Origin of the sequence: Liquorilactobacillus vini DSM 20605 (assembly GCF_000255495.1) — a bacterium.
GTDB classification, from domain to species: Bacteria; Bacillota; Bacilli; order Lactobacillales; family Lactobacillaceae; genus Liquorilactobacillus; species Liquorilactobacillus vini.
The window spans coordinates 36,133-47,047 of sequence record NZ_AHYZ01000084.1; the positions used below are offsets into that span (position 1 = coordinate 36,133).

The 10,915-nt window shown below is 35.4% G+C and carries 13 protein-coding genes and 1 pseudogene; all 14 read right to left on the bottom strand.

The window, feature by feature from the left end; all coding sequences use genetic code 11:
- Positions 1–12: 12 nt before the first annotated feature.
- Positions 13–498 carry a flagellar basal body-associated FliL family protein gene (locus tag ON15_RS05815; protein ID WP_010580545.1) on the bottom strand — a complete coding sequence of 162 codons (486 nt, stop codon included), beginning with the start codon at positions 496–498 and terminating at the stop codon, positions 13–15.
- A 16-nt stretch (positions 499–514) separates the two neighbouring features.
- Positions 515–715, bottom strand: a complete 201-nt coding sequence (locus ON15_RS05820) for a flagellar FlbD family protein (protein ID WP_010580546.1) — start codon at positions 713–715, stop codon at positions 515–517.
- Positions 716–757: 42 nt separating this feature from the next.
- Positions 758–1,636, bottom strand: a complete 879-nt coding sequence (locus tag ON15_RS05825; protein WP_010580547.1) for a flagellar hook-basal body complex protein — start codon at positions 1,634–1,636, stop codon at positions 758–760.
- Between the two features lie 79 nt (positions 1,637–1,715).
- Entirely contained in the window at positions 1,716–2,018 is a 303-nt protein-coding gene (locus ON15_RS05830; RefSeq protein ID WP_412768435.1) for a TIGR02530 family flagellar biosynthesis protein, read from the bottom strand.
- 53 nt (positions 2,019–2,071) lie between these two features.
- A complete protein-coding gene (locus ON15_RS05835) occupies positions 2,072–2,521 on the bottom strand; it encodes a hypothetical protein (protein ID WP_010580549.1) in 450 nt (149 codons plus the stop codon).
- A 15-nt stretch (positions 2,522–2,536) separates the two neighbouring features.
- Entirely contained in the window at positions 2,537–4,045 is a 1,509-nt protein-coding gene (locus tag ON15_RS05840; RefSeq protein ID WP_010580550.1) for a flagellar hook-length control protein FliK, read from the bottom strand.
- Between the two features lie 35 nt (positions 4,046–4,080).
- A complete protein-coding gene (gene fliJ / locus ON15_RS05845) occupies positions 4,081–4,506 on the bottom strand; it encodes a flagellar export protein FliJ (protein WP_010580551.1) in 426 nt (141 codons plus the stop codon).
- A 26-nt stretch (positions 4,507–4,532) separates the two neighbouring features.
- A pseudogene (locus ON15_RS05850) lies at positions 4,533–5,861 on the bottom strand (FliI/YscN family ATPase).
- A gap of 4 nt (positions 5,862–5,865) precedes the next feature.
- A complete protein-coding gene (locus tag ON15_RS05855; RefSeq protein ID WP_010580552.1) occupies positions 5,866–6,618 on the bottom strand; it encodes a FliH/SctL family protein in 753 nt (250 codons plus the stop codon).
- Positions 6,602–7,597: a flagellar motor switch protein FliG gene (gene fliG, locus ON15_RS05860; protein ID WP_010580553.1), complete on the bottom strand. Its 996-nt coding sequence runs from the start codon at positions 7,595–7,597 to the stop codon at positions 6,602–6,604. The genes ON15_RS05855 and fliG overlap by 17 nt, the downstream gene beginning before the upstream one ends.
- Positions 7,598–7,601: 4 nt before the next feature.
- Entirely contained in the window at positions 7,602–9,176 is a 1,575-nt protein-coding gene (gene fliF / locus ON15_RS05865; protein WP_010580554.1) for a flagellar basal-body MS-ring/collar protein FliF, read from the bottom strand.
- 30 nt (positions 9,177–9,206) lie between these two features.
- Positions 9,207–9,530, bottom strand: a complete 324-nt coding sequence (fliE, locus tag ON15_RS05870) for a flagellar hook-basal body complex protein FliE (RefSeq protein WP_010580555.1) — start codon at positions 9,528–9,530, stop codon at positions 9,207–9,209.
- A 4-nt stretch (positions 9,531–9,534) separates the two neighbouring features.
- A complete protein-coding gene (gene flgC / locus ON15_RS05875; RefSeq protein ID WP_010580556.1) occupies positions 9,535–9,972 on the bottom strand; it encodes a flagellar basal body rod protein FlgC in 438 nt (145 codons plus the stop codon).
- A 26-nt stretch (positions 9,973–9,998) separates the two neighbouring features.
- The gene (flgB, locus tag ON15_RS05880) at positions 9,999–10,367 is read right to left on the bottom strand and encodes a flagellar basal body rod protein FlgB (protein WP_010580557.1); all 369 of its coding nucleotides are present in this window, start codon (positions 10,365–10,367) and stop codon (positions 9,999–10,001) included.
- Positions 10,368–10,915 lie beyond the last annotated feature (548 nt).

Consider the following 10,915-nt stretch of genomic DNA (forward strand, 5'->3'; position numbering starts at 1 on the left):
CTTCCCTCCAAATTATTGAATTACCATATCAGTAATAAATATTTCAGTCACCACATTTTTGCCATAATTCTGATTGATCGTACTTATAAGCTCCTGCTTTAACTGTGGAACAGCATTTTGGCCCGACAAAATGTCGCTTTCCTTTTTTTGACACAAAACATTAATTACACTATCTCTGATCAAAGCTTGATTTTTCTTAACAGCAGATGCATCTTTTTTCGAAATAACTAGTGATAATTTGATGCTGATATATTTTTGCGAACCAGAACTATCAGTCGATAAATTAACCAAAAACTTATTCATCGGATATATTTCTTTGCCAGCAGAAATTCCACCAGTTTTTGCCTTTTTCTCAGTTTTATTACTGCTACCTAAATACTTGCTTGCAAAATAATTACCGGCGAATCCACCGCCAACTGCTAGAACCAAAACTACTGGAATGATAATCAGCCATTTTTTACCCCTAGATTTTTTTTTACCTTTTTCTTCATCTGCCATTATTAGTCACCTTACTCTATACACTTTTCTTGACTCCAACTAAAATTTGGTGCCGATAATCAATAATCAGCTGCCTGATTTTAATCCCCTTTTCTTTTACAATTAGCATCTTGCCAGTGGTTAAAGTAATTGTTGTATCCGGTGTTTGCTCTACTCGATAAATCAAATCTGGATTTAAATAAAACTTTGAACCATTTAAGGCTGTTAACTCAATCATTTCCTCCCACCTCACCCTGCTCTTAGCCGTAATTAATTATTTTTAGCTTTGCTTCAAATTAGTCAAGACTTGCAAAATATCATCGGAAGTTGTAATGACCTTGGCATTTGCTTGATAAGCACGATTGGCAATAATCATTTCAGTGAACTCAGATGATAAGTCAACATTAGACATTTCCAATTCACCCGAAATTAAAGTCCCAACACCATTATTACCAGCAGTAGTGTAATTAGCTGCACCAGAGTTTGCTGAAACCTCAAAGTCACTACCACCAACTTTTTGTAATCCTTCTGGGTTGTTAAAAGTTGCAAACGCTAATTGACCTAAAACATATTTTGTACTTCCATAAGTCGCGGTAATTGTACCATTTTCATCAATTGCTAAAGAACCTGCACTATACTCGCTTCCATTCACCTCGTCAGGTACATTGATTGTACCTGGATCACCACTAGTATTAACAGTGTTACTGCCAGTATAAGCAGTTGGTGTTTCTGTCCAGCCAAGTACTTTTAGCCCATCACTCGTAGTAACTAAATTACCACTACTGTCACGTTCAAATGCACCAACTCGAGTATAGTAGGTTTTGGCATCTGTTCCAGAACCTTCTTGGACAGCAAAATAACCATTCCCATTAATATAAAAATCTAAGCTGCTATCGGTCGACTCTGGCGATCCGGTAGAAGTATCTGTATCAATTGAACCAACTTTAGTACCTAATCCAATCTGTTCAGCATTAATACCACCAGAAGTCGTTGAAGGAGCTGTAGCATTTGAAAGTGTTTGACTAACTAAATCCTGAAAAATAACCCGACTGGATTTATAGCCAACCGTGTTCACATTGGCAATATTATTGGCAACTACATCTAAATCTGTTTGAAAACTTTTCAAACCACTAACACCTGAATAAAGAGATCTTAACATTATTAATCATCCTCCCTAATGCGTACTTTCTTCTATCGTTCAGAAAATACCGTGGCTTCCTTGCGGTCCGGCCACTTGATCATTTAATAAATTTTGTACTATCAATGTTGGTTATCGTCCCCAACTCATTCATATCCATTGCAGTAATAATCGTACGGTTTTGAACATTGGCAATGATTCCCATATTTTTATAAACCAATAATGACTCCTTGCTGCCCTTATTCTTCAATTCATCCATTGCAGAAGAGATTTGATTCATATCTTCCTGTTTAAGGCTTAGATTTCTGGAATCTAATCTTCGTTGGGCGTGCTTAGAAATGTTTATTTCTGATTGCTTAGTTTGCAGCACCTGCGCAAAAGCCTGATTCTTTTTGGCAGCAATTGAGTAGTTATTGTTTAAAGTATTGTTTGATGATGTATTTGAAACTTTTAAAGTCAACTATTCTCACTAACTGAGCTTAATGAACTCAATTCATATTCTTTCCCATTAACTACTAAAGTTGCCATCCCGTTTTCAAACTTTACTTGATCAACCGTTCCAGAAACACTTGACCCACTATCAGTAAGCGTAACTTTTTTGCCAAGCATCCCCAAGGCCTCTTGCTGCTGCTGTAATTCAACTGAAGCCGTTAAAGTCTGATTCATCTCCGTTAAAGTATTTAAACTTTCATATTGAGCTAACTCCGACATATAATCAGATCCTGAACTTGAACTACCAGAAGAACTACTATCATCAATCGATGGATTACTCATCGTAGCTGACAAGATCTTCAAAAAGTCTTCCATTGAAACTGTTGTGTTTGAATTAGATGAATCTGTATTGTTATAAATGGTTGAACTCGCTAATGATGCAATTGCTGAAGTAAGACTATCGTTCAATTTCATTCCTCCTCAGAATAATTAGACTAAAATACTAAATGTTCCCTTAGTATAAACTGTTTGTTGTTCGGCAGTTTGCTGCTTCAAGGCATCATCAAATTTTAAATGCGCTGACTGAGCCTGAGAAAAATGTTTACTTGAAGCAAATTGCCGCGCAGACTCATTTGAATCTGATGAAAAATTCATTTGAGTTAAATTATTCATAAAATCAGTCGATTGTAACTTTGATGAAGAAGTTGGATCCAAAAACGATTGATTTTGAATAACTTGATTGAACTTATCAGCTACCTTATCAAAAAGTTGTTTAACTTGCGTGTCTTGAACTTTTACTTCTAGGGAAACTTGATTTTGCGAAACTTTCATCGTAATTTGAACATCACCCAAATTCTCTGGTACCAGTTTAACGGTTATCGTTTTAATACTTGAACTAGTACTAAAATTCAAATCACTCGAATTTGCTTCATTTAATAAAGTGTTAACTAGTTGATTTTGGCTAACATTGCTAGTTGTGTCTAATACAACTTGTTTGGTAGCTGATGAAAAATTAGTTGCGTTCAAACCTGTTTGCATAGAAACATTGGTTGTCACTTGAACAGCATTATTCGCTTGATTGTTATCGTTCTGTCCGAAATTAAAATTATTATCTTTTTTCAAAGAGGAATCTTTTGAATTATCATTAACTTCTGCTAATTTACCAATTAAATTGGTAGTATCAAGCTTAGAAGAATCATTTAATGACTGATTTGGTGACTCCATTGCTTGATCGCTTGCTGATAACTTGCTTGACAGTTGAGCCGTTGCAATTACCTTTGCCGTCACTGTGCTTTGACTATCATTATCATCAGCTGCTGTTGTCTTCGCTGCAGCTGGTGAAACACTTGCTGGCGTGTCTGAATTCGATCCAATCGAGGTCTGCTGATTCTGCTCGGTGCTTATCGCACTTGACTGTTGCTGACTTACTGCTATATCAGCCGCTGCCGCAGTTGGTGGCGCAATTACCTTTGCCGTCACTGTGCTTTGACTATCATTATCATCAGCTACTGTTGTCTTCGCTGCAGCTGGTGAAACATTTGCTGGCGTGTCTGAATTCGATCCAACCGATGTGCTTGCGGTAGTACTTCTATTGGTCGACTGGCTTGTTGTTTGCAAGGCCTCAGGCAGTGAAGCAGTTGCTTGTAGATTGGCTGTTGTCTCTGTTGCATTACTAATTGTTGAACTTTTTTTCTCACCTTTAGCATCAGTTTCAGTAGTTGGATTTATAGCTATACTAGCCGCTACACTCACAGTATCTAATGGATCATTGCTATTTGATTCAGATTCCTGGGTAGTTTTTTTATCAGCTGTTTTATCCTTGCTTTTAGACAAATTTTCCTTATTATTCGTTGAATAATTTGAAAGCTTTGATTTTTGTATCGTTGACTGCACACTCAAAATTTGACCAAACAAATCTTTATTCGCATAATCGTCTTTGCTTGGACTGCTATTATCCTTAGCTGCTATTGCTGCTAAATCCTTAACAGAAATTGTCATCTATTTCACCTCCTTTCAAAGCGAAAACTAGATTTTCAAAATAAAGAAAATTTTTTCCGATTAGCTATTTCATCAATGATTTTTTGTTCTTGATGTTTTTCATCAATTAAGTATTGCTCATGCTGCTTTTCTTGTAGCTTTTCCAAAACTTTGCGATCCTTTTGAGCCTCAACCATCCGACTCATAACCTGATTGACCACTTTTTGCTTTTTTAAAACAATAGCTTGAGTTTCTTTTATTTTTTGCTGTAAGCCTAAAATATAATGATATTGCAGCTGCATTTTCCCAACATTAAAATCTGAAACATTAAATGCTGCTTTTTTTTCTTCTTCTAAAGCATGTAATTGCTGCTCACTAACATTTAAACTTTTTTGAGCCATTAATAATTCTTCTTTAACACTTTCTTCTTTTTGCTCACGAAACTCAAGTAACTTATTTAAAGAGAACTTAAATTTTCTCATCAACAACTCCTATCGCAACATCTCTATTAGTGACTATCTCCAAACAAATCCAGTAACTTTTTAAGTGTTTCCTGATATGGTGAAAATTCTTCAACTTGCTGGCAAAGAAATATATCAATTGGATGATGTAGCGAAACTGCATAATCGATTATTGCATTAGTACCAGATTTATACGCTCCAACATCTAGTAAATCTTTAGCATTGGCATAAACGGACATATTTTCTCTTAGTTCTCCAGCAGCTTTATATTGCTGCTTTGTTACTAGATCTTTCATTAACCTACTCAAACTGTTTTGAACATCAATTGCTGGATAATGATTTTGACTGGCAATCTTTCTTGAAAGAATTATATGTCCATCTAAAATTCCACGAACAGCATCAGCTATTGGTTCGTTCATGTCATCACCTTCAACCAGAACGGTGTAAAAAGCGGTAATCGAGCCTTTTTCTGAGGTCCCACTCCGCTCCAACAACTTAGGCAAATTAGCAAAAACTGAAGGCGGATATCCCTTAGTTGTCGGAGGTTCACCAATTGACAAACCAATTTCACGTTGAGCCATCGCAAATCGGGTCACTGAGTCCATCATCAATACAACTTTTTTACCTTGATCACGAAAATATTCAGCAATTGCAGTTGCAACATAAGCACCCTTTAAGCGAACTAAAGGCGGTTTATCAGAAGTTGCGCAAACAACTACTGCCTTTTTATAACCTTCAGAACCTAAATCTTTCCTAATAAAGTCCTGAACTTAACGACCACGCTCACCAATCAAGCCAATTACAATTACATCGGCTGCACAGTACTTGGCAATCATTCCTAATAAAGTACTTTTTCCAACCCCACTTCCTGCAAAGATCCCCAATCTTTGGCCTTCACCAACCGTTAACAAACCATCAATCGCTCTAATCCCGGTTGGTAAAATTTCATGAATTGGTTTTCTCTTAAAGGGATCAGGAGAATTTTGCTGAACTGGATAACTTACTAAATCATCATGGTCAATCGCTGAGCCATCAATTATTTTTCCCAAGCCGTCAAGAGTATGACCTAAAAGCTGCTCGCTAACTTCGACCGTTAATGGCTTCCCTGATGGATAAACCAAACATCCCGGCTTAATGCCTGACAATTCTCCTAATGGCATTAGCAAAACTGTCTTTTTTACGAAGCCAACTACTTCTGTTAAGGCGAATTTTCCCTGATCATTAAGCTTTATTTTACAAATTTCACCAATAAAAACATCTAAACCTTCGACTTTAATTAAGAGGCCCACAACTTCACTAACCTTGCCAAAAGTAAAAAAGAAATGGTGCTTTTGAGCCTTTTTTAGATAACTATCCATTGGAAGTGAAAAATTCATTCAATCACCTTATTTGGTTTTGCTTTAAAAATCTGGTAAGCTCTTTTTCTAGATCAAATGAAAGTACCGCTGCATCAGTTTCAACTGTTACCTGATAAGCAGAATATTCAAAATCATCTAAAATCAAATATCGCATATTAGGCAATTTATTTAGCTCTATTTTCATTTGCTTTTCAATTTGTTGATGATAACGCGGATGAGCTTTAATAATTAACATTTGATCAGGCTGACGAATTTTCAATAGCAAGGGCTGCAAAATGTTTTTAATCGTGGCTGGATCAAGATCTAATTTCTTTTTAATTAATATTTCAGCCATTTTCATTGCAAAATCAATCAATTCATTTTGTTTCGTAACTGAATACTGATTAGCAGCATTCAGCGCAGTTTGCAGGTTTTGTTCTGCTTGCTTAGTCAGTTTCTCTGTCAGGGCTCTGCCTTCTTGACTGCCATTTTGATAACCCTCTTGATATCCAGTCTTTTTACCCTTAGCAAAACCGTCATTATAACCCTTCTGTTTTAATTGCTCAGCAGCTTTCTTAGCTTGAACAATGACTTTATCTTGAATTTCCAGAAATTCATCGATTTTTTCTTTAGGCAACTGATTGGTTTGTGGATTTAATCTACCATCTTTCAACCAAATTAGACTTGCATCATTATGCTTACTTTTGGTAACAAGTTGGCGAGTAACAATTGTCTTTGCCTTAGATGTTTCTTTAATATATGAATTTTTTAAGACATTATTATTCGACAACTTCATCTTGACCACCTCTTTGAATAATGATCTCTCCAGCATCATCTAAGCGACGAATTGTTTCAACAACTTTTTGTTGCGCTTCTTCAACATTTGATAATCTGGTTGGTCCCAAGAATTCAATTTCTTCCTTGATATTATCAACTGCCCGGGTTGACATATTAGCAAAGATGAATTCTTTAATGCTATCTTCCGCACCTTTAAGTGCCAAAACCAAAACATCATTTGGAACTTCACGCAAAACCTTTTGAACATCACGCGGCTGAAGAGAAATAATATCTTCAAATGTGAATAGACTAGCTTTGACTTTAGCTGCCAATTTAGGCTGACGTTTCTCTAAATCCTCTAAAATATGTTTTTCATTACTTCGGCTGACAGAATTTAGAATATCAACCAATGTTTTAACCCCGCCGATGTTTTCACTATTTTTTTCAACATAATTAGAAAATTTGCTTTCAATTACCCGCTCAACTTGTTTGACAACAGTTGGAGAGGTACTTGAAATTGTTCCAATTCGCTCAATGATATCGGCTTGTTTTTGCGGTGAAAAATGCGACAATACTTCTGCTGCTTTACCAGGTTGTAAATAGCAAAAGATTAAGGCCACTGTTTGTGGATGCTCATCTCTCAACAAATTAACCAATTGATGGACATCAGCTCGCCGAACAATGTCAAATGGTCGTTCTTTTAACTGCACTTGCTTTAAAAAGTCTAAAACCTCTTTAGCCTTTTGCGGACCTAAAGCTTGACGCAACAACTCTTTAGCATATTCAATTCCACCTTCCAATACATATTTACGTGCATCGGCCGTATTTACTAATTCATCCAGTATTTTAGTTCTTTGCTCTGCATCAACTGATTCGATATTGGCAATTTCGTAACTAACTTTCTGGATTACACTATCTGGTAAAAGCTTCATAACTTTTGAAGAAGCTTCTGAACCTAAAGATATCAAAAGAATTGCTGCTTTCTTTATCCCATCCATAGAATTACCCCTTATCTTCTTTCAGCCAAGCTTTGATTAAATCAGCGACTTCATCTGGATGCTCCTTAGCATATTCACGTGCTTTACGATCTAAAATTTGAGCTTTCGACTCTTTTGGCTCTTTCTTTGGCTTTTCAACTTTAACTTTTGGCGCTTCAGTTGTTTCAGCTGTTACATTAGGCTTAGGCGCATTTTGTTTTTCATAATCTTCCAAAATTTCTTTATCCAATCGATTATGACGGAAACGAATAACTAAGAAAACAATTGTTGCAATCAATAATAGAAGAGCAATCCCTAAGCCAATATAAGCCCAAATATTCCAATCCTTAGAAGTCTTGTTCTTCTTCTTTCTAACCTTAGCCCTTTGTTTTCTGGCAAAGTTTATTGATTGAACTTGAATTGTGTCACCTCGGCCTTGGTTATAGCCAATTGCTGAAGAAATTAACTTCTTAATTTTTTTACGATTAGCTGCAGACAAATTTTTATCAATTACCACTGAAGCAGTCATCTGCTGAATTGAACCCGGTGCGGTAATTGTATTTGTGGTACTTGTGTTTAATTCATTATTGACAATTCGGCTTGAGGAGGATGATGCATTATCGTTACTACTCCCCGATGCATTCGTTGCACTGTTATTGGCTTCACCTGTCTGTGTACTCGAAGTTGCAGCTCCATTAGTTGCCGTAGCTGTCTTCTCGCTTCTAATTTGTGGATTACTGTAATTGACTGTCTTATTTTTTACTGAGTCAAAGTTCAAATTCAAATTAACTGAGGCTTTAACTTTATTCTTGCCGTAAATCGGCTCCAGCATATGCAAAATCTTGTTTTGTAATGTTGTTTCATATTTCTTTGTAATACTTAAATACTTACTATTAGAGCTGACTAAATTACTACTGCCTTTTTTACCATTAAATAAAACATTCCCGTTGCTATCGACAACTTTAATATTTCGTTCACTTAAGTTCTCAACCGCCCCGGCCGTTAAAGCAACAATTCCTTGAACAGCTTCATTCGATATTCCATAACTTTTTAAAGTCAGTACAATAGACGCTTTAGCAGGTTTAGAACTATTGCCATCATCACTATCATCAAAAACACTATTTTCCGTTGTCACTAAATTGACTTTTGATGACTGAACTTGATTAAGTGCGTCAATCGATTTTTCAAGTTCACCAGTCAAAGCCCGTTGATATGTAATCCGGCGATCAGCATCCGTTGTCATAACATTTGTGTTATCAAACAGTTCAAAGCCTTGTGAACTATCAGGCAGCTTATCATCCTCAGCTAATTCAATTCTAACCTGATCGACTTTAGTTTTATCAACTAAAATTGTCTGACCATTATCTGCTAGCTTATAAGCAACATCTTCCTGTTTCAGCTCATCAGCAATTGTTCCAGCATCACCTTCACTTAAACCAGTAAAAAGGACTCCGTATTGGACCCTTGTTTCTAAGTAATAAACCGTCCCAGAAACAAATAGGACACTTAAAATTGCAAGTATCCAAATAATTTTTTTTATTCGGCTTTGTGATTGCCATTTATCTTTGATTGTCTGAAAGAAAGTCCCTAATTTTCCCACTCTGCTGTCTACTCCTTTTAAGCCTCAAATCTAAAACTGCATATTTTTAATATCGCTATAGGCATCAAGCAGTTTATTTCTCACCTGAACAGCAGTCTCTAATGATAATTGAGCTTCGGTCATCTTGACCATAACATTTCCTAAATCATTTTCTTTACCGCTGATCATATTGTCAGTTGCTTTATCCATTGAAACCATTTTCTGATTTACTCCAGAAACTGCCTTATTTAAATAACTGCTAAAAGTTGCAGAATTCTTACTACTTTTAGCAGTTTGATCAAATCCCGTTACTTTTGCCAAGGATTTTTGATAATTTTCTAGGTTACTTGTATTTACAGCACTTGTTGATATCATTTCGTTACCCCTTTGAAATATTTAGTGCATCTTTTAAGATATCCTTATTATCTTCAGCTACTGATTCATTTGCTTCATAACTCCTCATTGTTTGTATCATGTCAACCATCTGATCAGCTAAGTTAACATTGGAAGTTTCAACATAACCGCTACTATCAGCATTGGGATCAGTTGGATCATAAACCCGTTTTACGGAATCATCTTCCTGAATTCCATCAACCTTGACACCGTAACTCATCTGCCCATTTTCATCAGCCGCTGGATTCGAAGTGGAAACATTTTTAACATTTTCAGAAAACAAAACTGACTTAGATTTATAAGGTCCACCTTCAGCTGTTTGATCAGTGTTAACATTCGCAATATTGGTTGAAATAGTATCCATCTTTAATCTTTCAAGAGCTAAACCACTCGTATTTATTTCAAGTCCATCAAAAATACTCATAAAAAATAACCTCCACATTCAATAGATTAGTGTTCGACTACATATCCCATCATCTGCAACCTACCATTTAGTTGAGAAACAAGTGAATTATAATACAAGCCGTTTGTAGCCGCACCAGCCAACTGAACATCAAGGTCAACATTATTCCCATTTTCAGTCACGCTTGAGGAATTATCTGTAGTTATATATGAATAAGAATTCGCAGCAGACTTGATATGGCGTTTATTTGTGGTTTTTAAATTAAGATTTTGTTTGCTCTTTGACAATTCATTCTCAAAAACAACTCTTTTGGCTTTATAATTTGCAGTATTAACATTTGCAATATTACTTGAAATAACTTTTGCACGGGTTGCGGAAACACTGAGCGCCTGTTTCATTAAATCATATGTATCCATTTATTCCACCCCACTTAAATTCCAAAATTTCCTAGATATTATATCATCAATTGTTTAATTTATAGTCAAATAATTTATCAAAATAAAAATATATTTTAAACAACAAGTATTCTATTTTATGCTTCGTTAAACTAGTTTTATATTTAGCAAAGATTTGCCTTTATATAAGCATCAAATTAGAAACAAAAAACATCTTAGATTCTTTGAAAATTTATTTTTGACTCGTTTATATCCACAAGTTTATCCAGCTGAAAGTAATAAGTAATGTTAAGCAAGTAATAAGTAATATTAATAAGAGCAGAAACGTATATTTTTGCCCCAAACTAATCCCGTTTATGATACAAAATTGGTATAAAGATTAACAGCTATTGGTAAATCTTCTCTTAATTTTCGTGATTTGCTTTAGAGCACAAAAATGATTGAGTTTACTGCAGCACCACCAAAACTGAAATCGAGATTCACTCAGGGTTTAAAATTTAAGACAGCTACAATATCATTGAAACTAATTATTTTTTTAATTAATGAATATTGTCTCCCCCTTAAATTTG

Coding starts and splice junctions, on each gene's coding strand:
- fliE (WP_010580555.1), bottom strand. CDS start 9,530: ATGATATCAACAAGTGCTGTAAATACAAGTAACCTAGAAAATTATCAA.
- flgC (WP_010580556.1), bottom strand. CDS start 9,972: ATGAGTATTTTTGATGGACTTGAAATAAATACGAGTGGTTTAGCTCTT.
- flgB (WP_010580557.1), bottom strand. CDS start 10,367: ATGGATACATATGATTTAATGAAACAGGCGCTCAGTGTTTCCGCAACC.
- ON15_RS05820 (WP_010580546.1), bottom strand. CDS start 715: ATGATTGAGTTAACAGCCTTAAATGGTTCAAAGTTTTATTTAAATCCA.
- ON15_RS05835 (WP_010580549.1), bottom strand. CDS start 2,521: ATGAAATTGAACGATAGTCTTACTTCAGCAATTGCATCATTAGCGAGT.
- fliJ (WP_010580551.1), bottom strand. CDS start 4,506: ATGAGAAAATTTAAGTTCTCTTTAAATAAGTTACTTGAGTTTCGTGAG.
- ON15_RS05840 (WP_010580550.1), bottom strand. CDS start 4,045: ATGACAATTTCTGTTAAGGATTTAGCAGCAATAGCAGCTAAGGATAAT.
- fliG (WP_010580553.1), bottom strand. CDS start 7,597: ATGGATGGGATAAAGAAAGCAGCAATTCTTTTGATATCTTTAGGTTCA.
- ON15_RS05815 (WP_010580545.1), bottom strand. CDS start 498: ATGGCAGATGAAGAAAAAGGTAAAAAAAAATCTAGGGGTAAAAAATGG.
- ON15_RS05855 (WP_010580552.1), bottom strand. CDS start 6,618: ATGAAGTTGTCGAATAATAATGTCTTAAAAAATTCATATATTAAAGAA.
- ON15_RS05825 (WP_010580547.1), bottom strand. CDS start 1,636: ATGTTAAGATCTCTTTATTCAGGTGTTAGTGGTTTGAAAAGTTTTCAA.